This window comes from Pseudomonas sp. MMS21 TM103, assembly GCF_022132145.1.
GTDB lineage: Bacteria > Pseudomonadota > Gammaproteobacteria > Pseudomonadales > Pseudomonadaceae > Aquipseudomonas.
In genome coordinates, this window is sequence record NZ_JAJISP010000002.1 from 48,402 (window position 1) to 73,084 (window position 24,683).

At 64.3% G+C, this 24,683-nt stretch carries 22 protein-coding genes and 1 pseudogene; 10 read left to right on the plus strand and 13 right to left on the minus strand.

Features of this window, described 5'->3' with window-relative positions; genetic code table 11:
- Positions 1-13: 13 nt before the first annotated feature.
- The gene (locus LJY18_RS07310) at positions 14-661 is read right to left on the minus strand and encodes a hypothetical protein (protein ID WP_238041167.1); all 648 of its coding nucleotides are present in this window, start codon (positions 659-661) and stop codon (positions 14-16) included.
- Between the two features lie 106 nt (positions 662-767).
- On the opposite strand from LJY18_RS07310, the gene LJY18_RS07315 reads away from it, so the two are divergent.
- Entirely contained in the window at positions 768-1,547 is a 780-nt protein-coding gene (locus LJY18_RS07315; protein ID WP_238041847.1) for a TSUP family transporter, read from the plus strand.
- Positions 1,548-1,580: 33 nt separating this feature from the next.
- On the opposite strand, the gene nudC is transcribed toward LJY18_RS07315, so the two are convergent.
- The 4 genes from nudC to LJY18_RS07335 form a co-directional block, all read right to left on the minus strand.
- Positions 1,581-2,411: an NAD(+) diphosphatase gene (nudC, locus tag LJY18_RS07320; protein ID WP_238041168.1), complete on the minus strand. Its 831-nt coding sequence runs from the start codon at positions 2,409-2,411 to the stop codon at positions 1,581-1,583.
- The gene (locus LJY18_RS07325; protein ID WP_238041169.1) at positions 2,412-4,091 is read right to left on the minus strand and encodes a ferrous iron transporter B; all 1,680 of its coding nucleotides are present in this window, start codon (positions 4,089-4,091) and stop codon (positions 2,412-2,414) included.
- Positions 4,092-4,141: 50 nt separating this feature from the next.
- Positions 4,142-4,954: a crotonase/enoyl-CoA hydratase family protein gene (locus LJY18_RS07330; protein WP_238041170.1), complete on the minus strand. Its 813-nt coding sequence runs from the start codon at positions 4,952-4,954 to the stop codon at positions 4,142-4,144.
- 241 nt (positions 4,955-5,195) lie between these two features.
- The gene (locus LJY18_RS07335; RefSeq protein WP_238041171.1) at positions 5,196-7,466 is read right to left on the minus strand and encodes an Orn/Lys/Arg decarboxylase N-terminal domain-containing protein; all 2,271 of its coding nucleotides are present in this window, start codon (positions 7,464-7,466) and stop codon (positions 5,196-5,198) included.
- 327 nt (positions 7,467-7,793) lie between these two features.
- On the opposite strand from LJY18_RS07335, the gene pfkB reads away from it, so the two are divergent.
- Positions 7,794-8,729, plus strand: coding sequence for a 6-phosphofructokinase II (pfkB, locus tag LJY18_RS07340; RefSeq protein WP_238041172.1), 936 nt, complete (start codon positions 7,794-7,796; stop codon positions 8,727-8,729).
- Positions 8,730-8,737: 8 nt separating this feature from the next.
- Here pfkB and LJY18_RS07345 read toward each other — a convergent pair whose 3' ends face one another.
- The gene (locus LJY18_RS07345) at positions 8,738-9,142 is read right to left on the minus strand and encodes a 2-oxoadipate dioxygenase/decarboxylase family protein (protein WP_238041173.1); all 405 of its coding nucleotides are present in this window, start codon (positions 9,140-9,142) and stop codon (positions 8,738-8,740) included.
- An 11-nt stretch (positions 9,143-9,153) separates the two neighbouring features.
- On the opposite strand from LJY18_RS07345, the pseudogene LJY18_RS07350 reads away from it, so the two are divergent.
- The 7 genes and pseudogenes from LJY18_RS07350 to LJY18_RS07380 form a co-directional block, all read left to right on the plus strand.
- Positions 9,154-9,348 (plus strand): annotated as a pseudogene (locus LJY18_RS07350) (DUF1302 family protein); the annotation flags it as partial.
- Positions 9,349-9,689: 341 nt separating this feature from the next.
- The gene (locus LJY18_RS07355) at positions 9,690-10,787 is read left to right on the plus strand and encodes a saccharopine dehydrogenase family protein (RefSeq protein WP_238041174.1); all 1,098 of its coding nucleotides are present in this window, start codon (positions 9,690-9,692) and stop codon (positions 10,785-10,787) included.
- A 348-nt stretch (positions 10,788-11,135) separates the two neighbouring features.
- Positions 11,136-11,909, plus strand: coding sequence for an ABC transporter ATP-binding protein (locus tag LJY18_RS07360; RefSeq protein ID WP_238041175.1), 774 nt, complete (start codon positions 11,136-11,138; stop codon positions 11,907-11,909).
- Positions 11,910-11,923: 14 nt separating this feature from the next.
- Positions 11,924-12,676 (plus strand): ABC transporter substrate-binding protein, encoded by a 753-nt coding sequence (locus LJY18_RS07365; protein WP_238041176.1) that lies wholly within the window; start codon positions 11,924-11,926, stop codon positions 12,674-12,676.
- Between the two features lie 58 nt (positions 12,677-12,734).
- On the plus strand, positions 12,735-13,430 hold the full coding sequence (locus LJY18_RS07370; protein ID WP_238041177.1) for an ABC transporter permease: 696 nt from the start codon (positions 12,735-12,737) through the stop codon (positions 13,428-13,430).
- Positions 13,427-14,116, plus strand: a complete 690-nt coding sequence (locus tag LJY18_RS07375; RefSeq protein WP_238041178.1) for an ABC transporter permease — start codon at positions 13,427-13,429, stop codon at positions 14,114-14,116. The genes LJY18_RS07370 and LJY18_RS07375 overlap by 4 nt, the downstream gene beginning before the upstream one ends.
- Positions 14,117-14,238: 122 nt before the next feature.
- Entirely contained in the window at positions 14,239-14,700 is a 462-nt protein-coding gene (locus LJY18_RS07380; RefSeq protein ID WP_238041179.1) for an Lrp/AsnC family transcriptional regulator, read from the plus strand.
- Positions 14,701-14,748: 48 nt separating this feature from the next.
- On the opposite strand, the gene LJY18_RS07385 is transcribed toward LJY18_RS07380, so the two are convergent.
- From LJY18_RS07385 to LJY18_RS07405, 5 genes are all read right to left on the minus strand, one after another.
- Positions 14,749-16,431: a thiamine pyrophosphate-binding protein gene (locus tag LJY18_RS07385; protein WP_238041180.1), complete on the minus strand. Its 1,683-nt coding sequence runs from the start codon at positions 16,429-16,431 to the stop codon at positions 14,749-14,751.
- Positions 16,432-16,517: 86 nt separating this feature from the next.
- Positions 16,518-17,918, minus strand: coding sequence for a 2-oxoadipate dioxygenase/decarboxylase HglS (hglS, locus tag LJY18_RS07390; RefSeq protein ID WP_238041181.1), 1,401 nt, complete (start codon positions 17,916-17,918; stop codon positions 16,518-16,520).
- Positions 17,919-18,092: 174 nt separating this feature from the next.
- On the minus strand, positions 18,093-19,325 hold the full coding sequence (locus LJY18_RS07395; RefSeq protein ID WP_238041182.1) for a DUF3422 domain-containing protein: 1,233 nt from the start codon (positions 19,323-19,325) through the stop codon (positions 18,093-18,095).
- A gap of 107 nt (positions 19,326-19,432) precedes the next feature.
- The gene (locus LJY18_RS07400) at positions 19,433-20,683 is read right to left on the minus strand and encodes a 2-aminoadipate transaminase (protein WP_238041183.1); all 1,251 of its coding nucleotides are present in this window, start codon (positions 20,681-20,683) and stop codon (positions 19,433-19,435) included.
- A 107-nt stretch (positions 20,684-20,790) separates the two neighbouring features.
- Positions 20,791-21,699, minus strand: a complete 909-nt coding sequence (locus tag LJY18_RS07405; RefSeq protein WP_238041184.1) for a LysR family transcriptional regulator — start codon at positions 21,697-21,699, stop codon at positions 20,791-20,793.
- 145 nt (positions 21,700-21,844) lie between these two features.
- Between LJY18_RS07405 and amaB the strand changes: the two genes are divergently transcribed.
- Positions 21,845-23,335, plus strand: a complete 1,491-nt coding sequence (gene amaB / locus LJY18_RS07410; RefSeq protein ID WP_330872721.1) for an L-piperidine-6-carboxylate dehydrogenase — start codon at positions 21,845-21,847, stop codon at positions 23,333-23,335.
- A gap of 132 nt (positions 23,336-23,467) precedes the next feature.
- Here the strand turns inward: amaB and dnaQ are convergent, their stop codons facing one another.
- Together dnaQ and rnhA are read right to left on the minus strand one after the other, a co-directional pair.
- Positions 23,468-24,196 carry a DNA polymerase III subunit epsilon gene (gene dnaQ, locus LJY18_RS07415; protein ID WP_238041185.1) on the minus strand — a complete coding sequence of 243 codons (729 nt, stop codon included), beginning with the start codon at positions 24,194-24,196 and terminating at the stop codon, positions 23,468-23,470.
- Positions 24,189-24,641, minus strand: a complete 453-nt coding sequence (rnhA, locus tag LJY18_RS07420; protein WP_238041186.1) for a ribonuclease HI — start codon at positions 24,639-24,641, stop codon at positions 24,189-24,191. Before rnhA ends, dnaQ begins: the two co-directional genes overlap by 8 nt.
- Positions 24,642-24,683: the final 42 nt, after the last annotated feature.

The following is a 24,683-nucleotide window of genomic DNA, read 5'->3' on the forward strand; positions in this document are numbered from 1 at the left end:
TGCGCGCCTTGCTCTACTGCCAGTCCTGCAGCGCTTGCTTGGCCGCCTGGTTCATCGGCTGCGCCAGCAGACCGGTCGGCGTAAGACTGATGCTGTATACCGCCTGATCGGCAATTGGCAGATAGGAAACCCGACGTGCCTGGGCATCGAACATGAGCAGGTCGTGCTGGCCCAGACGCAGCCAGCGCCAAAGGTCGACACCGTAGGGGCTTTGCGTCAGCTCGACCTGACCCTGCTGTGCCTGCGCCTGTTGCTCGATGGAAAGGAAACGACCCGAGAGATTATCCAGTCGGTAGCCGGGCTCCAGCCCGATCAGAGCAGCGAGCCCCTTCCATTGGAGAAAACGCACATCCAGCTGCCACAAATCCCCCTCCAGCAGCACGCTGCGCTCGCCCCCGCCCTCCAGCAGATTGACCCGATATCGTGGGCCGTCAGCCTCGAAGCTCAAGGTCACCAGCGGCTTGTCCTCCGGCAATGGGGCATAGCTGTGAAGGTCGTAGGCCACCAGGCCGATGAAACCGGCCAGAGCCAGAAAAGCCAGGCCGCAGGTGCCACGCAACCAGCCGAGAAACCAGTGACTGTTGAACAGAATGCGCGCGGCAACCAACACCACCAGCACTGCCAGCAACGCTGTCGCCCATGCCAGACCGTTATATTGCATCGAGTCGATTCCTTGCCCGTGAAAATGTCGGCATTATGCGCAGCAACCCCGCCAGCGAACAGCAGCTTCGCTGCACAATCGGACACAGGTCGTCTTTTCCATGCCCTTGCCTTTCGAGCTTGCCATTGACCCGGCAACCCTAGCCATTCTCGCCCTAGTGGCCTTCATCGCCGGCTTCGTTGATGCAATTGCCGGCGGCGGCGGCCTGCTGACCATTCCGGCCCTGCTGATGGCCGGCCTGCCGCCGCACCTGGTGCTAGGCACCAACAAACTGTGCGCAACCTTCGGCTCGGCCACTGCCAGCTATACCTTCTACCGCCGCAAGCTGTTCGCTCCCCTGCCCTGGCGCAATGCGCTGATCGGTACCGCGATCGGTGCCCTGCTGGGGGCGACACTGGTGCACTGGCTGCCGGCCGCCTGGCTCAATCAACTGTTGCCGGTGGTGGTATTCGCCTGCGGACTCTATCTACTGTTCGGTCGCACCCCGGCGGCTCCGCTCAACGCCGATGCGCCTATTGCGCAAGGCCGGCAGTGGCCGCAAGGCCTCGGCCTGGGCTTCTACGATGGCGTCGCCGGGCCGGGCACCGGAGCCTTCTGGACAGTCAGCAGCCTGCTGCTCTACCCGCTCGACCTGGTCCGCGCCAGCGGCGTGGCACGCAGCATGAATTTCGTCAGCAATGCCTGCGCCCTGGCGGTATTCATCGTCGCCGGGCAAGTGGCCTGGCTGCTCGGCATCAGCATGGGCATCGCCCTGATGGCCGGGGCTTTTCTCGGTGCACGCTCGGCAATCCGCGGCGGCTCGAAATTCATCCGGCCGGTGTTCATCCTGATGGTGCTGCTACTCGCCGCGCGCTTAGCCTGGCAGCACTGGTTCGGCCTGGTGTAGATGGATGGCACTGCATCCACCCACCGAGCGCGGCTATTCCAGCAGCGCCGGCTCCGGCAGCCCGAGCCGGCGCGCCACATAGAGGTCGATCAGGTAGCGGGCGATCGAGCGCGGGGCTGGCAACGGCGGCAACTGGTGCACGCTGAACCACTGCGCATCCTCAATCTCGTCGACCTGCATGACAATTTCGCCAGTCGCATATTCGGCATGAAAACCGAGCATCAGGGAATGCGGAAACGGCCAGCCCTGGCTTCCCAGGTACTGCAGGTTCTTGACCTCGACCCCGACTTCTTCGCGCACCTCGCGGGCCACGCACTGTTCGACCGACTCACCCGCTTCGACGAAACCGGCCAGAGTGCTGTAGACGCCGGGGACGAAGCGCGGCGAGCGGGCCAGGAGGACTTCATCCTCGCGGGTGACCAGTACAATCATGCTCGGTGACAGACGCGGATAGTGGTGCAGCTCGCAGCGCGGGCAATGCATGGCGCGCTCGCCAGCGAAATGCAGCATCGGTTCGCCACAGCTGCCGCAATAACGGTGTTGGCGCGCCCAGGTACCGATCTGCGTCGCATAGCCGAGCATCTTGAAGGTCTCGGCATCGCCCTGCAGCATGAACTGGCGCAGGCTTTGCCAGCTGCAACCGGGCATATCGAACGGGTCCTGCAACTCCAGCAGGTAGATGGCATCGCCATCGAAATGGCCGATGCCGTGCTCGGCCAGAATCGGCAGCTCCTGCTTTATCAACCATTCGCGGGGAAACAGCACGCCGTTGCTGTCCGCCAGAAACTGCTGCCGGCAATGCACCAGCGCCCAACCACCGGGCAGCTGGCTATCGAGTAAGGCGGGCTGCCAACGCTGGGGCATTTATGCGGCCACCTGTATGCCAAGGGCGCGCACGCTCTCTGCGGCCAAATCGAGCACGCTGGGCTGGGTTTCCGGGCGCATTACCGCACCCGCCTCCAGATAGTATTCAAGACTGCTAAGCGCGTCGGCAAGGGTCTCCAGCATTTGCTCGGAAGGCATCTTCGGCGCTTCGAACATCTGCGTCTGGATGTATTCGGCGCAGGCGCCAATCAGCAAGGCCGCCCGCTCCTGGCCGAGGAACCACAGCCCGCCGCGCACCGCCTGCAGGCTGAACGGCACATTGGACAGGTGCATGCGGTCGCCGTCGGCTTCCAGATAGGCCGTGATCGCGCGCTTGGCCAACGCCAGACCGCCACGGGCCTCATCGACCACGACGATACGGGCCTCGTTGAGCTGGTAGTAGGCAAAGGATTCAAGCTCCTTGCCCGGCGCTGGCTGCCCGGCGCTGTTGTCACGCCGCTCACCGCGCTCCAGGCTGGCGACCATCCCTTCGACATAGAGCACCGCATCGGCCAGCTTGAGTAGTTCCTGCTGTTGCGGGGCGCGCGCCTCGCTCCAGAGCGCAACCGTCTGCAGTTGCGCATTCAGCATATTGCCCGCCGAGCTGAGGCCGACCATGCCCAGGGTCTTGCTCAGCTTGCCAAGCAGGGCATGCAGATTGCCGATGCTTTCAGCCTGCACGGTGCCCCGTTCGATCAGGTCGAGCATGTCTTTGACGCTGATCAGCTCTTCGCGAATGGCCGTGCTCAGCGAGCGCATCACCGCCTGCCCGGGGCCAGCCAGGCGCTGGTATTCCTCTTCCAGCAGATGATCGGTGAATGGCAGCGAGGTCAGAGCAAACAGCTCGCGTACAGGCGTGGCCAGAGATCCGCGGCTGTCGGCCAAGGCCACCAGATAAAGCAGTTCCTTGAGCAGGCTGCGCGGCGGCTCATACTGACTGTTAGCCAGTACCTGCTTGAGCTCACGGTCGATGCGCGAGAACAACTGCTTGCGCGACTTGCGCGCCAACAGCTGACCATCGAGCTGAGCCTCCATTGCCGCAGCGCCAAGCCAGCTCAGGCGACCACGCGGCTCATTGGCGTACAGGCTGTCCAGTCGACTCATGGCGCGACCCATCAGCTTCAAGCTGGCCTGCGGATTCTGATCGCGGATAAAGCCCAGCAAGCCCACCTGATACATGTGGCGCAAGCGCCGCCCTTCGGTTTCCTTGGCGGCTGCGTCCAGCGTTGCCGGTGCCGTACGCGGGCGGGCATGATCGAGGCGCACGCTGAAGAAGAAGCTTTCCGGCAGTGCCGGCTGGCCACCGGCCTGGCGCAGGTCATTGATCGCCGGCAGCAGCAACTCGGGCATTTCCTGACGGTGCACGTCGACGTTTTCCAGATAGCGACGCAGTACATGCAGCGCATTGCTCAGCGCCGAGAGCTGCACATCGCGCTCTGCACCAGCGCCGACAGGAATATCGGTGGCCTGTTCGAGCACTTCCTGCGCGAGCAACTCGGCACCGGCCAACTCGACCACATTGAGCGTACCGCGGACCTGATGAAGACTTTCCACCGCCTGTTGCAGCAAGCTGCCGTTATGTCGCTCGGCAATGAAATGCTCGAGGCTCGACTCGGCCTCCTCCATGGTGGTGAACAGTTCGTTACGCACCAGACTCAGTGACGTGGCTCCAGAAACCATGCGCTAGTGCGCCTCCCGCGCCGGTAGAGAAGACAATTGCATGGCTCGCATCAGTCGGCGAACTCCGGCTTCTGCTTGCTCATATGCGCAGCCATGGCCACGCGCAAGTCAACTGATTGCAACATCGCAGCGTTCCAGGTGGCGATGTACTCGAGGCCATCGTCAACCCGATGGTCGCGCATGTAGCGAATCATTTCCTTGGTACCACGCACCGCCACCGGGGATTTTTCGGCGATTTCACGGGCAATCTCCATCACCCCGTCGAGCAAGGCGGGCATGTCAGTGTAAGTGCGATTGACCAGGCCGATGCGCCGCGCCTCTTCACCGTCGATGGTGCGCCCGGTGAAGGCCAGCTCACGCATCATGCCGTCGCCAATGATCCGTGGCAGGCGCTGCAAGGTACCGACATCGGCGGCCATGCCAATATCGATTTCCTTGATCGAGAACTGCGCGTCGACCGTCGAGTAGCGCATATCGCAGGCCGAGACCAAGTCGATGGCGCCGCCCAGGCAATAACCCTGGATCGCCGCCAATACCGGCTTGCGACACTGGTCGACGGCATTGAAAGAGGCTTGCAGCTCGAGAATCTTGCGCCGCAGTTTTTCCGCGTTGCGTCCGACATCCGGCCCCATCTGGCTGCCGAGCTGGGCCAACATCATCAGGTCGATACCGGAAGAAAAATGCTTGCCGGCCCCCGATAGTACGACCACCCGCACCTCGTCCGTGGCGTCGATCCAGCGAAAGATCTCGATGATCTCCGTCCAGAAATCGGCATTCATGGCGTTGATTTTTTCCGGGCGGTTGATCAACACGTGGGCGATCTTATCTGCCAACTCGACACTAAAGGCTTTGTAGTCGGACACGGCAGTCATCCTCAGCAACTAAAGGCGCGAACGCGCGCAGAGACATTCTTGTGGTCATTGCCGCGCAACTATAACAAGCACGGCATAAATGTCGATGCCGGCCACTGTGACGCAGAACACGCCACTGGACTTAAGCAGCGCTTTGACTGTTGACGGTAACCACTTGATCTAGCGGAAATAGTCCGGCAAGGGCGCTGATCGCAGGGCGCACCCGCCCAAGCGCCAACGCCCTGCTCGCACCTCAGAGCTTGATGCAGTCCACCGTGTAGGCGTTGCCGTCCGGGCCTTCATTGCGTTGCAGGCCGTGCACGTCGGCGTCGAAGCCTGGGAAGCTGCGGTCGAAGGTGCGGGCGAACTCCAGGTAATCGATGATCGAGCGGGTCGCCGGGGTGAAGCGCTCGCCCGGCATGATCAGCGGGATACCTGGCGGATAGGGGACCAGCATGACCGCGGCGATCCGCCCGTCGAGCTGCTCGATCGGCACGGCCTCGACTTCGCCGCGTACCAGCTGGTTGTAGGCATCGGCGGGCCTCAGGGCGACTTCCGGCAGCACCGTGTACATGCGCTTCATGGCCTTGGCCGTGGCGTTGTCGCCGTAGCAGCGGTGCAGCGCATCGCACAGGTCACGCAGGCCCATGCCGTGGTAGTGCGCACCGCCGACCTTGGCAATCGAGGGCAAGGCGACCGTCAGCGGCAGGTTGACGTCATAGCTGCGCTTGAACTCCAGCAGCTCAGTGAGCAAGGTGCTCCACTTGCCCTTGGTGATGCCCATGGAGAACAACACCAGGAAGGAATACAGGCCGGTTTTCTCGACCACCAGGCCACGCTCCCAAAGGAACTTGCTGACCACCGCTGCCGGAATCCCGCACTGATCGAGCTTGCCGCCCGCGGTCAGTCCCGGGGTCACCAGGGTGACCTTGATCGGATCGAGCAGCACGTAATCCTCGGCCACCTCGCCGAAGCCATGCCACTCGGCTTGCGGTTGCAACAACCAGCTCTCGGTCGCCACCTCGTCGACGCCCTCGGCCTGGGGCGGTTGCCAGATACTGAACCACCAATCGTCGACACTGAGATTCTGCCGCAGGTTGGCCAGGGCACGACGAAAACTCAGCGCCTCATCGAAGGTTTCCTGGATCAGCGAACGCCCTGCCGGGCCTTCCATCATCGCCGAGGCCACATCCAGCGAAGCGATGATGCCGTACTGCGGCGAGGTCGAGATATGCATCATGAAGGCTTCGTTGAAGCGATCGCGATCCAGCTGACGGGCACCGCCATCCTGTACATGGATCATTGAGGCTTGGCTGAACGCCGCCAGCAGCTTGTGCGTGGAGTGGGTACTGAACACCAACGGCGCATTGGCTGAGCGGGTTGTGCCCATTCCATAGCGCCCGGCATAGAACTCGTGGAAGGCCGCATAGGCATACCAGGCCTCATCGAAATGCAGCACCTCGACGCTGTTACCCAGGGTTTGCTTGATAAGCTCGGCGTTGTAGCACAGCCCGTCGTAGGTCGAGTTGGTCACCACCACCAGCTTGACCATGGCCCCGCTACTGTTGGGCACGCGGCCTCGGGCCAGCGGGCTGGCGTCAATCTTCGCCTGGATCGACTCGCGGCTGAACTCGGATAGCGGAATCGGCCCGATGATGCCCAGTTCGTTACGCTCCGGGCACAGATACAGCGGAATTGCGCCGGTCATGATGATCGCGTGGAGAATCGACTTGTGGCAGTTGCGGTCGACCAACACCAGGTCGTCGCGCCCGACCATGCCGTGCCAGACGATCTTGTTGGCGGTCGAGGTGCCGTTGATCACGAAGTAGGTGTGATCGGCACCGAAGTTGCGTGCGGCGCGGGCCTCGGCCTCGGCCAGGGGGCCGGTGTGATCGAGCAGCGAACCCAGTTCCGGCACCGACACCGACAGGTCTGAACGCAGGGTGTTCTCGCCAAAGAACTGGTGGAACGCCTGGCCCACCGGACTCTTGCGGTAAGCCACCCCGCCGCCATGGCCGGGCGTGTGCCAGGAGTAGTTGGATTGTGCGGTGTGCTGCACCAGCGCTTTGAAGAATGGCGGCAGCAGGCAGTCCAGGTAATTACGCGCGGCGCGGGCGACTTGGCGGGCGAGGAACGGCACCGTATCCTCGAACAGATAGAGGATACCGCGCAGCTGGTTGAGGTCGGCCATGGCTTCGGCCGGCGCATTCTCGATGGTCACCTGCTCACCCAGGGCGAAGATCGGCAATTGCGGCGCCCGTCGCCGGGCGATGCGGATCAACTCGACCATGTCCTGCAGCAGATGCTCATTCTCCCCCGCGCCCTCGGCAGTGACCAGGATGCAGGCGAGGCCGTGATGGGTCGAGGCGACGATCCGCCCCTCGGCGGAGCTGGCAGTGGACAGGATGCTGAAACCGTCCTGCTCCAGCTCGTGAGCGATGGCCCGCACCCGATCACCGGCCACGGTATCGGCCTTGATATCGCGGTGCACGATCAGCACGGGAAACTTGAGGTCTTTATACATTGGGGTAATCCGGTATTCACGGCATGATTTGATAGTTGCCGTCAGTAAACACCATGCAATAACCTTTTAGGAAACCGGACCGTCGACCTTGGTAATGCTTTGTCGCTTTTTTGAATCATTACAGTATCCGCGGCCTTATCGAGTCGTGGATTGCCAGGTGTCGACAACCCCTGCGGTGACCACTTCGGTTCGAGGTTGTGGAAATAGCCAGTGTCGAAGTAGGCGGGTGTTTTTTCCTAAGCCCCTCCTCCCAGGCACTATCGTTATCCTCGAGGCCAGCCAATGGGCGCGGCCAGTGCGGGCATCCAGCCGCCCGGGGAGTCTTGCATGGCCAGTATCGTTACCCTGACCCTCAGCCCGGCGCTCGACAGCGCCACCAGCATTGCGCGCCTCCGTCCGGACGCCAAGCTGCGCTGCAGCGAACCCCGCTATGCGCCCGGCGGCGGCGGCATCAACGTTGCCCGCGCGATTCACCTGCTCGGCGGCAGTGCCCTGGCGCTGTTCCCGGCCGGCGGCCCCACCGGCCTGCACCTGGCCGAGTTGCTGGTCGCCGAAGGGGTGGCCTGCCAGGTCCTGCCGATCAGCGCCTGGACCCGCGAATGCCTGAATGTGGTGGAGCAGGCCAGCGCCCAGCAGTACCGCTTCATCCTGCCGGGTGCGCGCCTGAGCGAGACCGAACAGACGCAGCTGCTGACGGCGTTGGCCGACCTGCCCGCGCTGGACTACCTGGTGATCAGCGGCAGCCTGCCTGCCGGGCTCGCCGACGACTTTATGGCGCGCCTGCTACAGACCGCCGCGCAGCGTGGCGCACGCTGCATCCTCGACAGCTCGGGCGAGGTATTGCGCCAGGCGCTGGACATCGGTGGGCTGTTCCTGATCAAGCCTAATCTCAATGAGTTCGCCGCCCTGACCGGGGAGAACGTCGACGAATCGGACCAGCTGCTCAGGGTGGCTCGCAGCCTGGTCGATGCGGGCAAATGCGAAGCTGTGCTGGTCTCGCTCGGGCCCCAGGGCGCGCTGCTGGCAACCCGCGAGCTGACCGAGCGGATCATCGCGCCGACGGTGAAAAAACTCAGCACTGTGGGTGCCGGCGACAGCCTGGTCGGCGCCCTCACCCTCAAGCTCGCCCAGGGCGCGGGCCTGGCAGAAGCCGCACGCTATGGTATCGCCGCCGGCAGCGCGGCGATCATGACGACAGGCAGCGAGCTGTGCCGCCGCGCCGATACCGAGCGACTATTTGCCTGGCTGCAGGCCCGGTGCTGAACATCTTCCTAGCAGAGACTCAGACCAGGCAAGTCCAATTGCTCGGCGCACCGCTCCAGGGAGCGCTGCTGGGTGGCCGCGTAGAGTGCCAGCTCATCGAGCAGCGGAGCGCCCAGCGCGCGCTCGAATGTGTCCCTACTGGATGACTGCCCATAACAGCCGCGAGATGCATCACCCAGATTGGACTGAAAGATGCCGGCCGCGCTGACCGGCAAAAAGTCCTCATAGATCAGCGGCTCGAAACCCAGATGGCCCTGCTCGACCAGTCCGTCAAGGCTGTCGGCCAACTCGCCGCGGGCCTTGGCGACCAACCCCGCCGCGCTGACGCTGTAGCGGAAGTAGGCCAGGCCCTGCTGGCGCAGGCTGGGATAATCATCCGGAAAGGCGGCGAACTGCTTGCTCAGCACGGTCATATAGGCCGCGCGGCATCAACAGCATCAACCCGGTGGACGGCGCCAAGTTCAAGGAAGGCTTGATCCCGGTGAACATGTGCTATCTGCCGCAGAGTCTAATCGAGAAGCTGTCGGCCGAAGCCTTCTACCAGCTGGATTGGTAGCAGACGGTGATGGACAACTGCAGCACCTTCTTCTCGCAAAACGATTTCGTCGCCGTTGGCTGCCAGCCCCTCCCGGTCGGCCCGAATCTCAGCGCCAACCACAGACCCAACCCTTCCTTCGCACCTGGCATGTTTAGGCCAATCGCCAAGTACTTCACCGAGCTTGCGGGTAGTGATGGGGTATCAAGTCAAGTGGGCAGTTTCCTGATACGTGGCCGTTTACACAAATCGATGCGTCACCCTCTCTTGTCTCGCGTCGCATCAATGCAGATTCGACTAAACGTACACGCAGCCCGTCAGATCGTATTATTTTTTCATCTTATCGATATTTTATGAGTCTTATTGTCACACCAGGTGCTCTTTAGACTGAGCCGGTCCGAAATAAACCCCTGGAGAAAACAACAATGAACGTCCTCCTACTTGGCGCCGGCCACATCGGTTTCACCATCGCTCAACTGCTGCACAACTCCGGCGACTACAAGCTGCTGGTGGCTGATCGCGAGACCAGTTCGCTGAAGGCGATCGATGCCCTCGGCATCGCCACTCAGCAGCTCGATTCGGCCGATGCCGGCGCCCTCGAAGCACTGATGCAAGGTTACGATGCCGTGCTCAATGCCCTGCCGTACCACATGGCCATCAGCGTCGCCCAGGCGGCCAAGAACAGCACCACCCACTACTTCGACCTGACCGAAGACGTCCACGCGACCAAGAGCATCATGGAGCTGGCCAAGGACGCCAAGACCGCCTTTATGCCGCAGTGCGGCCTGGCGCCTGGCTTCATCGGCATTGCCGCGCACTCCCTGGCCCGCGATTTCGACAGCGTGCGCGAGGTCAAGATGCGCGTCGGCGCCCTGCCGGAGTTCCCCACCAACGCCCTCAAGTACAACCTGACCTGGAGCGTCGACGGCCTGGTTAACGAGTACTGCCATCCCTGTGAAGCAATCCGCAACGGCAAACTGCAGATGGTCCAGCCCATGGAAGGCCTGGAACACTTCTCTCTGGACGGCGTCGAGTACGAGGCGTTCAACACCTCCGGCGGCCTGGGCACCCTGTGTGAAACCCTGCAAGGCAAGGTCGAAGTCCTCGACTACAAGACCGTGCGTTACCCGGGTCACCGCGACCTGATGAAGTTCCTCCTGGAAGACCTGCGCCTGGCCAGCCATCAGGAAAAGCTAAAGGACATCCTGCGCGGCGCCGTGCCGAGCACCATGCAGGACGTGGTGCTGGTGTTCGTCACCGTCAACGGCATGAAGGATGGCAAGCTGGTGCAGCAGGTGTTCAGCCGCAAGATCTTCGCCGCGGTGCAGAACGGCCGCCTGACCAGCGGCATCCAGATCACCACCGCCGCCGGTATCTGCGCGGCACTGGATCTGTTCCGCGAGAAGCGCCTGCCGCAGGCAGGCTTCATCAGCCAGGAGCAGGTTTCCCTGGACGACTTCCTCGCCAACCGCTTCGGCCTGGCCTACGAAGAGCACAGCGATCAGACCCAGGAAGCTGCCTGAGTGTGTCCGGCGCGCGGCGGCCAAGCCGCCGCGCGCCACTGATTGCTGTACAAGGTGCCGGGATGGCTCGACCGCCCGGCCGCCGCAAGACCCGGCTCGCTCAGGCGGCAAGTTGAGTCGTTTGCGGAATGATACGTGCCCTTGTTTTCGCTGGCTGGATGCCCGCGGAGTCCGCTCGCACGCCCCGTCGAGGCGCCCCCGACAGCCATCTGGAACCCCCGTACTGGAGGGCCTGCAACTGGTCAACCTGACGCAATACTGAACGCCTTCGACGCATAACGAGCAGCAGCGATCGGCGTGACCCGGCAGTATCCGCTACGCGAAAAAAGAATAATAAGAGGTGCCTCAATGACTGGTTCTCCACCTGCACTTGAAATCCGCGACCTGCACAAGCGCTACGGCGCGCACGAGGTGCTCAAGGGCATTTCCCTGACCGCCCGGGACGGCGACGTCATCTCCATCCTCGGCTCTTCCGGCTCCGGCAAGTCGACCTTCCTGCGCTGCATCAACCTGCTCGAGTCGCCCCACCGCGGACAGATCCTGCTCAACGGCGAAGAACTGCGCCTGAAGAAGAGCCAGGATGGCGCCCTGGTTGCGGCCAGCAACCAGCAGATCAACCGGCTGCGCAGCGAGATCGGCTTCGTCTTCCAGAACTTCAACCTGTGGCCGCACATGAGCGTGCTCGACAACATCACCGAGGCGCCGCGCCGCGTGCTGGGCCTGAGCAAGGCCGAGGCCGTCGAGCGAGCCGAGGCCCTGCTGGCCAAGGTCGGCATCGCCGACAAGCGCCACGTCTACCCCAACCAGCTTTCCGGCGGCCAGCAGCAGCGCGCGGCGATCGCCCGCACCCTGTGCATGGAGCCCAAGGTGATCCTGTTCGATGAGCCGACCTCGGCCCTCGATCCGGAAATGGTCCAGGAAGTCCTCAACGTGATCCGCGCACTGGCCGATGAAGGCCGGACCATGCTGCTGGTCACCCACGAAATGAACTTCGCCCGCCAGGTGTCTAGCGAAGTGGTGTTCCTCCACCAGGGCCTGGTCGAGGAACAGGGCCCGCCGGCTCAGGTGTTCGACAACCCGAGTTCGGCGCGCTGCAAGCAGTTCATGTCCAGCAACCACTAACGGAGTGTCATCGCATGCATAAGTACAAGAAAATCTTGCTGACCACCGCCGCTACCCTGGCTTTCGCCAGTAGCGTAGTCGCCGCCGACAAACTGAAGATCGGCACCGAAGGCGCCTACCCACCGTTCAATCTGATCGATGCCAGCGGCCAGGCGGTCGGCTTCGACGTGGAAATCGCCCAGGCCCTGTGCACCAAGATGCAGGCCGAGTGCGAGGTGGTCACCTCCGACTGGGACGGCATCATCCCGGCCCTGAACGCCAAGAAGTTCGACGCCATCGTCGCCTCCATGTCGATCACCGAGGAGCGCCAGCAGGCCGTCGACTTCACCGCCCCCTACTACACCAACAAGCTGCAGTTCATCGCCCCCAAAGGCGCCGAGTTCAAGACCGACGCCGCCAGCCTGAAAGGCAAGGTGATCGGCGCCCAGCGTGCCACCATCGCCGGCACCTGGCTGGAAGACAACCTCGGCGAGGTGGTCGACATCAAGCTGTACGACACCCAGGAAAACGCCTACCTCGACCTCACCTCGGGCCGCCTCGACGGCGTCCTGGCCGACACCTTCGTCAACTGGGAATGGCTCAAGAGCGACGCCGGCAAGGACTTCGAGTTCAAGGGGGCGCCGGTGTTCGACAACGACAAGATCGGCATCGCCGTGCGCAAGGACGACCCGCTGCGCGAGAAGCTGAACAGCGCGCTGCAGCAGATCGTCGCCGACGGCACCTACCAACAGATCAACGCCAAGTACTTCCCCTTCAGCATCTACTGACCAGCCTGACGGGCGCGGCGCCTGTCGCGTCGTGCCCGTCCCTGTGGTGGGACGAACCATGACTCTCGATCTCTACGGCTTTGGCCCGGCGCTGCTGACCGGCGCCCTGATGACCATCAAACTGGCGCTCTCGGCGCTCTCCCTCGGCCTGGTGCTCGGCCTGCTCGGCGCATTGGCCAAGACCTCGGCCTACAAGCCACTGCAATGGCTCGGCGGCTGCTATTCGACCCTGGTGCGCGGGGTACCCGAACTGCTCTGGGTACTGCTGATCTATTTCGGCACGGTCAGCCTGCTGCGCAGCCTGGCCGACCTGCTCGGCCTCGACAGCCTGGAACTCAGCGCCTTCGCCGCCGGCACCATCGCCCTCGGTCTGTGCTTCGGCGCCTACGCCACCGAGGTGTTTCGCGGCGCCATCCTGGCCATCCCCAAGGGCCATCGCGAGGCCGGCCAGGCCCTCGGCCTGTCCAAGCCGCGCATTCTCTGGCGCCTGATCCTGCCGCAGATGTGGCGCATCGCCCTGCCGGGCCTGGGCAACCTGTTCATGATCCTGATGAAGGACACCGCGCTGATCTCTGTGATCGGCCTGGAGGAAATCATGCGCCGCTCGCAGATCGCCGTGACCTCGAGCAAAGAGCCATTCACCTTCTTCCTGGTGGCCGCCTTCATCTACCTGAGCCTGACCATCCTCGCCATGATCGGCCTGCACCTGCTCGAGAAGCGTGCCGGCCGCGGCTTTATCAGGAGCGCCGCATGAACTGGGAACTGATCATCAAGTGGCTGCCGAAGATCGCCGAAGGCGCCATGCTGACCCTGGAGCTGGTGGCGATCGCGGTGATCGCCGGGCTGATCCTGGCCATTCCTCTGGGCATCGCCCGGGCATCACGATACTGGTGGCTGCGTGCCCTGCCCTACGCCTACATCTTCTTCTTCCGCGGCACGCCGCTGCTGGTGCAGCTGTTCCTGGTCTACTACGGCCTGGCTCAGTTCGAGGCCGTGCGCGAAGGGCCGCTGTGGCCGGTCCTGCGCGATGCCTACTGGTGCGCCGTGGTCACCCTGACCCTGCACACCGCCGCCTATATCGCCGAGATCCTGCGCGGCTCGATCCAGGCCATTCCGCCCGGCGAGATCGAGGCGGCACGGGCCCTGGGCATGTCCAACCTGCGCACCCTGGTACACATCATCCTACCGCGCGCGGCGCGCATCGGCCTGCCCGCTTACAGCAACGAGGTGATCCTGATGCTCAAGGCCAGTGCCCTGGCCAGCACCATCACCCTGCTGGAGCTGACCGGCATGTCGCGCACCATCATCGCCCGCACCTACCAGCCGGTGGAGATCTTCTTCGCCGCCGGGGTGTTCTACCTGGTCGCCGCCTACGTGCTGGTGCAGGGCTTCCGCCTGCTCGAGCGGCGTCTGCGGGTGGACGCCTGCCAGGGTCGCTGATCTCCCCCTCAACGCGCCCTCCCTGAATCGCCGCGTTTGCTCCCTGCTCCCGCCCGGCCGCCCACAGCGGCCCGGGCGGTGCTTTGCTAAGATGCCGCCCCTGTTTCCTAGGTAGCCCCGTGATGTCCGAGTTTTCCCCCGTTCGCCTGGACGATATCGACCGCCAGCTGATCGCCGCCCTGCAACTCAATGCCCGCGAGAGCGTCGCCATGCTCGCGCGCAAGCTGGGCATCGCCCGCACCACTGTGATCTCGCGGATCGCCCGGCTGGAGAAGAACAACATCATCACCGGCTACGGCCTGCGCCTGGGCCAGCGCGTGCTCGATGGCGGCCTGCAGGCCTATGTCGGCATCACCCTGCAGCCGCGTTCGGGCAAGGAAGTGCTGCGCCGGCTGACCCACATGGCCGAGGTCCAGCAACTCTGTACGGTCAGTGGCGAGTTCGATTTCGTGGCCTGGCTGCGCGCCGAGTCGCCCGAGCGGCTCGACGAACTGCTCGATGAGATAGGCGCGGTGGATGGGGTGGAGAAGACCACCACCTCGATCATCCTGTCCTGCAAGCTGGATCGCGGGCAGAAACTCTGAGGATCAAAACGGCGGGCGTCGGACGCGCCCGCCTCGGCTCTATGGCAGTCAGGACTGCGCCAGGGCCTGCTCGCGGATCTGGCTGAGGCTCTGTCGCGGGGTCAGGGCCTCGGGGTCCAGGCGAATCTCGATCAGCGCCGGCACGCCGGCCTGGGCGGCCCGTTCAAAGGCCTCCGGGAACTCCGCGGTGGCCGCCACCACCTCGCCATGCACGCCATAGGCCTGCGCCAGGGCGGCGAAGTCCGGGTTGTGCAGGCTGGTGCCGGACACCCGCCCGGGGTAATGGCGCTCCTGGTGCATGCGGATGGTGCCGTACATGCCGTTGTTGACCACGATGACAATCAGGTTGGCGCCATACTGGGCCGCCGTCGCCAACTCCTGGCCATTCATCATGAAGCAGCCATCGCCAGAAAAGGCCACCACCATGCGCTCAGGCGCGGTCAGCTTGGCGGCGATGCCGGCGGGCACGCCATAGCCCATGGAGCCATTGGTCGGCCCCAGTTGCGTGCGGAAACGGCGGTACTGGTAGAAGCGCTGGACCCAGACTGCATAGTTGCCGGCGCCGTTGCTGAGGATGGCATCCTCCGGCAGACGCTCGCGCAGCCAGGCCATGATCTCGCCGAGCTGCACCGGCCCCGGCGAAGGCGGACAGTCCAGATTGGCCAGGTAGTGGACGTTGAGGCTGCGGGTCCAATCGGCGTGCAGGGCATTGCTGCCGGGTTCGAGCGTCGCAGCCAGCGCGGCGAAGGCCACCATGCCGCTGTTGATCGCCAGGGTCGGCTGATAGACCCGCCCCAGTTCCTCGATACCGGCGTGCACATGCACCAGCTTCTGGCGCGGCACCGGGATGTCCAGCAGGCTGTAGCCGCCAGAGGTGATCTCGCCCATGCGCGCGCCGACCACCAGCAGCAGGTCGGCATCGCGCACCGCCTGTGTCAGTTGCGGCCCGGCCGCCAGGCCCAGGTCGCCGGCGTAATTCGGATGGCCGTTGTCGAACAGGTCCTGGCAGCGGAAGGAGGCCGCCACCGGCAACTGGCGGCGCTCGGCAAAGCGCTGGATCGAGGCCACCGCTGCCTCGTTCCAACCGCCGCCACCGACGATCAGCAGGGGTCTCCGGGCCGCATCGAGCAGCTCGCTCATGGCCTGCAGATCGGCGGCGGCCGGGCTCGCCTCGATGCGCCGGCAGGGGCCGGCATCGGCCACTTCGACGCAATCGGTCAGCATGTCCTCCGGCAAGGCCACCACCACTGGGCCGGGACGGCCGTTGATGGCGCGGTGGAAGGCCTGGCTGAGCAGTTCCGGCAGGCGCCGGGCATCGTCGATCTGCACCACCCACTTGGCCATCTGGCCGAACATGCGCCGGTAGTCGATTTCCTGGAAGGCCTCGCGCTCCATCTGGTCGCGGGCCACCTGGCCGATGAACAGGATCATCGGGGTCGAGTCCTGGTAGGCCGTGTGCACGCCGACCGCCGCGTTGGTGGCGCCAGGGCCGCGGGTGACGAAGCAGATCCCCGGCTTGCCGGTCAGCTTGCCGTAGGCCTCGGCCATATAGGCGGCGCCGCCTTCCTGGCGGCACACCACCAGGTCGATCTGCTCGCGGGCATCGTGCAAGGCATCGAGCACCGCCAGGTAACTCTCCCCCGGCACGCAGAATGCGCGCTCGACGCCGTTGATGCGCAAGGCATCGACCAGAATTTGCCCGCCGCTGCGGGTACCCTTGCTGTTATCCATGTTGCAACTCCTCGAACACGGCCAGGCTCGCGCCTGGCGGCAAATGACTGAATACACCGAGCACGCGAAGTTGGCGGGCGTCGCCGTCAGTCGAGCAGCAGTGCCGCCAGCCCGAGCTGCTCGGCACACTGTGCCAGCGAGCACTGCTGGGTCTCGGCATAAAGCGCCAGCTCGTCGAGCACCGGCGCACCCAGGTCGCGCTCGAAGGCGTCCTGATTGGCCGAATGGGCATAGCTGTCGCGGGCGGCATCGCCGAGGTTGGACTGGAAGATGCCCGCCGCGCTGACCGGCAGAAAGTCTTCGTAGACCAGCGGCTCGCAACAGACATGTCCGGCAGCGAGCAGCGCCTCCAGCTCGCCGGCCAGCTCGCCGCAGGCCTTGGCGGCCAGGCCGGCCGGGCTGGCGAAATAGCGGAAGTAGGCCAGCCCCTGGCGGCGCAGGCTGTCGTAGTCATCCGGGAAATCGGCGAACTGGGCGGTCAGGGCCGACACGTAGTCGCCGTCTGCCTGACGCGCGTTGTCCAGCAAGCGGTCGTACAGTGCCCGGCCTTTGGGGGTCAGGGCGGCGCCACGCTGCTCTATCTCGCCGAAGCGGGCCGAGTGGCTGCCCAGCGCCCGCTCGCCATTCTCCTCGACGAACACCACCTGCTCGTGCAGCGCCTTGAAGCTGGTCTGACGCAACAGGATCGGGCAACGCCGTGCGGGCGGGCCTTCGACGATGACCTTGGGGTCGATACCGCGGCGCGGCATGCCGGCCTGCACCGCGTCGATGTCCAGGGTGCGCGGGGTCAGGTGATTGATGTGCGGGCCCTTGAAGGCCACCACATCGGCGATCAGCCGGTGCTGCTCGCTCAACTGCTGGTAGAGCGCCGCACTGACCGTCGCCTCGCGGTGCCAGCGGAACGTCTCCAGGGCCTGCGCGACGAATTCGGCTGCCTCGGTCTGATCCAGGCCGCCGGCCTGTTCGAAGCGCTCGATCAGCGCGAGGGCCCTCGGGGTGAAGATGGAGCGGCGCTCGAGTACGCTGTGCGCCAGTTCGCGCAAGCCCGGGTTTTCGATCAGCTCCAGACGCAGCAAGGAGGTGAACACCCGGAATGGGCTGTGTTGCAGGGAGCCTTCGTGAATCGCCCGGAAGGCGGTGGAATGCACCGGCACGCCGGCGCAGGAGAGGTCGTAGTAACCGACCGGCGACATGCCCATGACGGCAAACAGGCGGCGCATGGTGGCCAGCTCACGGGCGCTGCCGAGGCGGATGGCGCCATGGCGCTCCATGTCCAGGCGCTGGATCTCTCCGGTCAGCTCCAGCCGCTCGGCCAGTTCGCGGTCTTCGCCCAGCACCTGCCGGTTGACCTGGCTCACCAGCTCCAGCAACTCGCCGTAGAGTGGGACCTCTGCCCGGTACATGGCCGACATGGCACGGGAAAACTGCGCGCGGATTTCGTCCGGGTGGACCCACTCATCTTGGTTGGCGGCCGCTTGCACACTCATGGGGATTCGACTCCTTGCTTCGCCTGATCGATCGGACCGGGGTCTCCAGTGCGAAGACCTATTCCGGTGATTCATGCGAAACATTCTGGCGAGCTGAATAGCCCCTTTCAAACGACTAATCCTCTCCTGATCATTCCCTCAAAGAATCGTCAGCAGTGGCTGATGGCAATCCCGTCAGTGTTGCCCCGCCTGCTTCAGACGCCGCGCCAGCAGTACCAGGGTAAGCAAGAACAGCGGCGCCAGCAGGGCGAACAGCACCTTGCTGGAAAACGGCGAACCCAAGGCTGCCAGCCCTTCCAAGGTCATCTTGAGCAGGCCGATCAGGTAGTAGCTGATGGCGATCAGGGAAAAGCCCTCGACCGCCTTCTGAATCTTCAACTGGGTGTTGCTGCGTGCATTGAGGCTCTCGAGGATCTTCGAGTTCTGCTCTTCCACCTCCACCTGGGCCTTGGTCTGCAGCAACTCGCCAAGGTTGGCGATACCGGCGGCCAGGCGGTCGAGGCGCTGTTCGGTGGCCGCACAGTAGCGCACGCTGGGTCTGAAGCGGCGCTCGATGAAGACGCCGAGACGCTGGTGTCCGTCGGCATGGTTTTCTCGCAATTCGGCGATGCGCTCGAAGACGATCTGGGCATAGGCCGCGGTGGCGCTGAAGCGCTGCCGGCAGCCGGCCGAGCAGCGCATCAGCCGCGCCGAGAGCGAGGTCAGGCCATCGAGCAAGGCCTTGGCCTGGCTGTTGTCGGCGGCGGCATTGCGCTCGGCCAGGTCGATCAGCTCGCGGTCCAACTCCTGCAAGGTATCGCCAAGCTGCTGGGCGGTCGGCAACGCCAGCGAGGCGAGCATGCGGTAGGTCTCGATCTCCACCAGGCGGCGGACCATCCGCCCCAGCCGATAGGCATTCAGGCCGCGATTGACCAGCAGCATGCGGTTGAAGCCCTCCGCCGACAGGCGAAAGTCGCTCCAGACCGTGGCGTCGCCGCTGCCGACAAGCGAGGCGGCCGGGTCCTTGAAGCCATAGTTCGACAACTGCACATCGGCGTCCTGCTCGTCCTCGACCAGGATCACCAGGGCGTTGATGATCAGGTCGCGATGGCTGTCGAGCAAACCCCGCAGCGGCTGTGGCAGTTCGACCCAGCGCGCGTCGTCGGCCTGACGCGGCACCACCCAGGTCAGCGAGAGGAACTCGCTGTGACGCTCCCATTTGAAGCCCCCACCGGCGATGCGCAGCAAGCCGTGCCGCTGCACGCCACGCCCCGGGTTGTCCGCCAGTTCGTCCAGGCGGCGGACGATGCCGTCGAGGGACTTGCCGTCGTCCAGCAGGGCGAAGTGGTAGACATGGGCCGGACCACTGAAATAGATCGACGGACGGGCGTGCAGCTCATTGTGCAGGCTTTCTCTCAACGGGTGCATCAAGGGGTCTCCTGGAAATGCGCCGGCAGGCCTGAAGTTAAAGCCCTGCCCCTTGTTTCTAGACTGCACCCGCACCCGCGAGGGCACATCCGTATGGCGGCACCCGATCAGGTCAGCGCGGCCAAGCAGCGCTCGAAGATATCGAAACCCTCCTCGAGGCGCTCGCGTTCGCAGGTCAGCGGTGCCAGCAGGCGGATGATGTGCCGCGCCTTGCCACTGGGCATCAGCAGCAGCCCCTGTTCGCGAGCGGCGTCGAGCAGCGCGGCCAGGCGTTCGCTGCCCGGCCCGCCCGCGGCGCTGCGCAGTTCGATCCCGCGCATGGCGCCGACCCCGGTCAGACGCCCGAGCAGCGGCGCCCAGGGCTGCCCTTGCCAGTGCTGGTAGCGCGCCTCGATGGTACTTTGCTGCAGTTCGCCCCAGGTCGCCAGGTTGGCATCGCTCATCTCCACCAGGCTGACCAGGGCCGCGGCGCAGGCGATCGGATTGCCCGAATAGGTGCCGCCCAGGCCACCCCTGGGCAGCGCGTCCATCAGTTCGCGACGGCCGACCACCGCGCCGAGCGGCAAGCCGCCGGCGATGCTCTTGCCGAGCAGCAGCAGGTCCGGCTCGATGCCCAGGCGACTGAAGGCGAAGCGCTGGCCGCTGCGACCAAAACCGGACTGGATCTCGTCGATGATCAGGAGGATGCCGTGGTCATCGCAGAAGCGCCGCAGGTCCTGGGCGAAGGCCGCATCCAGTGCCTGGAAACCGCCCTCGCCCTGAATCGGCTCGACGATGAAGCAGGCGACTTCGGCACGATCGATCTCCACGCTGAACAGCCGTTCCATGGCCGCCAGCACCTGTTCGCGGCTGATACCGTTGTCGGCGCTGGGATACGGAAGGTGATAGACCGGTCCCGGCAGGGTGCCGACCTTCTGCTTGTAGGGTGCGACCTTGCCGTTGAGGTTGAGGGTGGCCAGGGTGCGGCCGTGAAAGCCTCCATCGAAGGCGATCACCGCGCTGCGCCCGGTGGCGGCGCGGACGATCTTCAGGGCATTCTCCGCCGCCTCGGCGCCGCTGTTGGTGAGCATGCCGGCCAACGGGTAGCTCACCGGCACGAAGCGCGCCAGCGCCTCCATCAGCTGGCCGTAGCCTTCATGCGGCACGGCATTGAAGGCCGAATGGGTCAGCCGGCCGGCCTGTTCGCGCACCGCCTCGACGATGCGTGGATGACAATGTCCCAGGTTGAGCACGCCGATGCCGCCGACGAAATCGATATAGCGCTTGCCCGTGGTATCCCAGACCTCGGCATTGCGCCCATGGCTGAGACTGATCGGATGGACGATGGCCAGGGAGTTGCTGATCGACGCGTGGCTCATGGGCGGGTTCTCTGGGTCTAGTTGGATGGGCAACTATAAAAACGAGAGAGCGCCCCGGCGCACAAACGAAAAAAAGCGCGGCTGTTATTCCTTAATTTCCGAGATCCCTACCCTCTGCGTGCCGATTCAAGCCTGACCTGCTCCTCGATCCACCTGACGAAGCTGCGAATCTTCGGCACCTCCGCCGCATGCTCGGCGTAGGCCAGGAAGTGCGCCCCCTTGCTGGGCACCGGGTGATTCCAGGGAATGACCAGCTTGCCTTCGACCAGTTCATCCTCGACCAGAAAGCGCGGCACCAGCGCCACGCCGCAACCGGACTGGGCCGCGCGGATGCACATATAGAAGGTTTCGAAGCGCGGACCGTGGTAGCTGTGCTCGGTCTGCAGGCCCAGGCCCTGGAACCACTCATGCCAGGCCTCGGGACGCGACGCGCACTGCAACAGGAGCATGTCGGTCAGCTGCAGCGGGCTGTCCAGCGCCGCAACCGGGATGATGTCCGGGGCGCACACCGGCACCACCTCCTCGCCGAACAACTCGATGCACTCGGCGCCCGGCCAGGTGCCCTGACCGAAGAAGAACACCACATCGGCCCGCGACTGGAGGAGGTCGAAGGGTTCCAGCTCGTTGCAGATATCCAGGTGGATACCCGGATTGGCGGCGCCGAAGCCCTTGAGATGGGGAATCAGCCAGCGTGCGCCGAAGGTCGGCTGGGTCGCGACCTTGAGCACCTCGGTCTCGCCGCCGTAGGAAAGGATGTAGCGGGTCGACATCTCCACCTGCGTGAGGATCTTGTTGACCTCGGTGAGGTACAGCGAGCCGGCCGGGGTCAGCTGCAGGCGCCGGCGGATGCGCCGGAACAGCAGGTGCTGGAGCATTTCCTCCAACTGCGCGACCTGCTTGCTCACCGCGCTCTGGGTCAGGAACAGCTCCTCGGCGGCGCGGGTGAAGCTGAGATGCCGGGCCACGGCCTCGAAACACTGCAGGGCGGCCATCGACGGCATCAGGCGTTTGGACATGGGGTACTCGCGAAGGCCCATCGGGGCAAATGAATGAATCCTAGGAATGACATGGCGAATAATGGTCGCTTGTTGTCTTCCAATCGGAAGATTAATACTGACCCGGATCGCAATTTTCAACCACCCGTATAAACAGGAGATAGCCATGGTTGACGGACTTTTGAGCCGCCTCGGGGTTAGCGCCCACGCAGTAGAGAATGGCAACCACCCGGTTCACACCCCCATCGACGGCAGCCAGATCGGTTCGGTCAGCCTCGAGGACCGCGCCGCGGTACTGACCAAGATCGAGCGTGCCGAGCAGGCCTTCCAGGCCTGGCGCACCGTGCCCGCCCCCCGTCGCGGCGAGCTGATCCGCCTGTTCGGCGAGGTGCTGCGCAAGCACAAGGCCGATCTCGGCGAGCTGGTCTCCTGGGAAGCCGGCAAGATCACTCAGGAAGGCCTGGGTGAAGTGCAGGAAATGATCGACATCTGCGACTTCGCCGTCGGCCTGTCGCGGCAGATCTACGGCCTGACCATCGCCTCCGAGCGCCCGGGCCACCACATGCGTGAAACCTGGCAGCCGCTCGGCGTGGTCGGGGTAATCAGCGCCTTCAACTTCCCGGTCGCGGTCTGGGCCTGGAACACCACGCTGGCCCTGGTCTGCGGCGATTCGGTGATCTGGAAACCCTCGGAAAAGACTCCGCTCACCGCCCTCGCCTGCCAGGCCCTGTTCGAGCAGGCCCTGCAGGCCTTCGGCGACGCCCCGGAAGGTCTCAGCCAGCTGGTCATCGGTGACCGTGACGCCGGCGAAGCCCTGGTCGAGGACCCGCGCGTGGCCCTGATCAGCGCCACCGGCAGCACCCGCATGGGCCGCGAAGTAGGGCCGCGCGTGGCAGCCCGTTTCGGCCGCAGCATCCTCGAACTGGGCGGCAACAACGCCATGATCCTCGCCCCGAGCGCCGACCTGGACATGGCCGTGCGCGCCATCCTGTTCGGCGCCGTCGGTACCGCCGGCCAGCGCTGCACCACCCTGCGCCGCCTGATCGCCCACGAATCAGTCAAGGACGAGATCGTCGCCCGCCTGAAAGTGGCCTACGCCAAGGTGCGCATCGGCAACCCGCTGCAGGGCAACCTGGTCGGCCCGCTGATCGACAAGGGCAGCTATGAGGCCATGCAGAGCGCACTGAACCAGGCACGCGAGGAAGGCGGCCAGGTATTCGGCGGCGAGCGCCAGCTGGCCGAGCAGTTCCCGAACGCCTACTACGTGGCCCCGGCCATCGTCGAAATGCCGGGCCAGAGCGCGGTGGTGCGCCACGAGACCTTCGCGCCGATCCTCTACGTGATGAGCTACAGCGACTTCGACCAGGCCCTGCGCCTGAACAACGAGGTGCCGCAAGGGCTGTCGTCCTGCATCTTCACCACCGACCTGCGCGAGGCCGAGCAGTTCCAGAGCGCCGCCGGCAGCGACTGCGGCATCGCCAACGTCAACATCGGCACCAGCGGTGCGGAAATCGGCGGCGCCTTCGGCGGCGAAAAGGAAACCGGCGGTGGCCGCGAGTCCGGCTCCGACTCCTGGAAGGCCTACATGCGCCGCCAGACCAACACGGTCAACTACTCCCGCGAGTTGCCGCTGGCCCAGGGCATCGTCTTCGACTGATTAACCATGCAATAACGAAGCAGCCCCGGCGCATTGCGTCGGGGCTGCTTTGTTATTGCGTGGATACGGCCAAACAACCTCTGTAGAAGCCCGTCTGCCGGCCCCTACAGAAGCGCCATCGGACTGTCCGGCCTAAGGCTCCAACGTCGACCACAAGGCAGGGCCGCCGGCCGCCTTCTCGATCGCAGCCAGGCGCGCGGCATGTGCCTCCAACTCGGCCTGAGAGGCGCGAACTACCAAGGTAGGCTGGCGTTCGGCAGGTAACCGGCGAATCGCGCTGGCTTGTTGGCGACCATTGCTGTCACCCTCAGAACCGTCGCCGGCGAGGGACAGATTGGTCTGCCCGCCAGTCATGGTCAGGTAGACATCGGCGAGGATCTCAGCATCGAGCAAGGCGCCGTGCAGGTCGCGTCCGGAGTTGTCGACGCCATAACGCTTGCACAGGGCATCGAGGCTGTTGCGCTGCCCCGGATGGCGTTCGCGGGCCATCAACAGGGTATCGAGGATCGAGCAATGCTCGCTGATGTCGGCGCGATCCTGCTGCTTGATCAGGGCAAATTCGTTGTTGATAAAGCCAACGTCGAACGCCGCGTTGTGGATGATAAGCTGCGCACCCTTGATGAATTCGAAGAACTCCTCGGCCACTTCCTTGAAGCGCGGCTTGTCCTGAACGAAATCGTTGGTGATGCCGTGCACCGCAATGGCGCCCTCGTCGATCTCGCGATCGGGCTGCAGATAGGCGTGGAAATGCCGCCCGGTCAGACGCCGGCCCATCAGCTCGACACAGCCGATCTCGATAATCCGGTGACCATCGGTGACCGGCATACCGGTGGTTTCAGTATCCAGTACTACGCTACGCACGTTGCAGCCCTCTCACTTCTTCGACGCCACGGTTGGCCAACTGGTCGGCACGCTCGTTGCCGGGATGGCCGGTATGTCCTCGCACCCACTGCCAGGTCACCTTGTGTCGATTGACCTGCTCGTCCAACTCGCGCCACAGATCGGCATTCTTCACCGGCTGCTTGGCGGCGGTTTTCCAGCCGCGTTTTTTCCAGTTCGGCATCCAGTCCTGGATACCTTGCATGACGTACTGCGAGTCGGTCACCAGACGCACATCGCAAGTCCGCTTCAACTCAGCCAGGGCGCGAATCGCTGCGGTCAGCTCCATGCGGTTGTTGGTGGTCTCGGCCTCACCGCCCCAGAGCTCCTTCTCCACGCCCTTGAAAATCATCAACGCGCCCCAGCCACCGACCCCGGGATTGCCCTTGCAGGCACCATCGGTGTAAATCTCGACTTGTTCATTCATGCAGAGCATTTCTCTCAGTAAATTCCGCTCGGCAGGCTCTGG

Coding starts and splice junctions, on each gene's coding strand:
- LJY18_RS07370 (WP_238041177.1), top strand. CDS start 12,735: ATGACTCTCGATCTCTACGGCTTTGGCCCGGCGCTGCTGACCGGCGCC.
- LJY18_RS07405 (WP_238041184.1), bottom strand. CDS start 21,699: ATGTCCAAACGCCTGATGCCGTCGATGGCCGCCCTGCAGTGTTTCGAG.
- LJY18_RS07345 (WP_238041173.1), bottom strand. CDS start 9,142: ATGACCGTGCTGAGCAAGCAGTTCGCCGCCTTTCCGGATGATTATCCC.
- amaB (WP_330872721.1), top strand. CDS start 21,845: ATGGTTGACGGACTTTTGAGCCGCCTCGGGGTTAGCGCCCACGCAGTA.
- pfkB (WP_238041172.1), top strand. CDS start 7,794: ATGGCCAGTATCGTTACCCTGACCCTCAGCCCGGCGCTCGACAGCGCC.
- LJY18_RS07385 (WP_238041180.1), bottom strand. CDS start 16,431: ATGGATAACAGCAAGGGTACCCGCAGCGGCGGGCAAATTCTGGTCGAT.
- LJY18_RS07400 (WP_238041183.1), bottom strand. CDS start 20,683: ATGAGCCACGCGTCGATCAGCAACTCCCTGGCCATCGTCCATCCGATC.
- LJY18_RS07335 (WP_238041171.1), bottom strand. CDS start 7,466: ATGTATAAAGACCTCAAGTTTCCCGTGCTGATCGTGCACCGCGATATC.
- hglS (WP_238041181.1), bottom strand. CDS start 17,918: ATGAGTGTGCAAGCGGCCGCCAACCAAGATGAGTGGGTCCACCCGGAC.
- LJY18_RS07360 (WP_238041175.1), top strand. CDS start 11,136: ATGACTGGTTCTCCACCTGCACTTGAAATCCGCGACCTGCACAAGCGC.
- LJY18_RS07365 (WP_238041176.1), top strand. CDS start 11,924: ATGCATAAGTACAAGAAAATCTTGCTGACCACCGCCGCTACCCTGGCT.
- LJY18_RS07310 (WP_238041167.1), bottom strand. CDS start 661: ATGCAATATAACGGTCTGGCATGGGCGACAGCGTTGCTGGCAGTGCTG.
- rnhA (WP_238041186.1), bottom strand. CDS start 24,641: ATGAATGAACAAGTCGAGATTTACACCGATGGTGCCTGCAAGGGCAAT.
- LJY18_RS07355 (WP_238041174.1), top strand. CDS start 9,690: ATGAACGTCCTCCTACTTGGCGCCGGCCACATCGGTTTCACCATCGCT.
- LJY18_RS07375 (WP_238041178.1), top strand. CDS start 13,427: ATGAACTGGGAACTGATCATCAAGTGGCTGCCGAAGATCGCCGAAGGC.
- nudC (WP_238041168.1), bottom strand. CDS start 2,411: ATGCCCCAGCGTTGGCAGCCCGCCTTACTCGATAGCCAGCTGCCCGGT.
- LJY18_RS07395 (WP_238041182.1), bottom strand. CDS start 19,325: ATGCACCCGTTGAGAGAAAGCCTGCACAATGAGCTGCACGCCCGTCCG.
- LJY18_RS07325 (WP_238041169.1), bottom strand. CDS start 4,091: ATGGTTTCTGGAGCCACGTCACTGAGTCTGGTGCGTAACGAACTGTTC.
- LJY18_RS07380 (WP_238041179.1), top strand. CDS start 14,239: ATGTCCGAGTTTTCCCCCGTTCGCCTGGACGATATCGACCGCCAGCTG.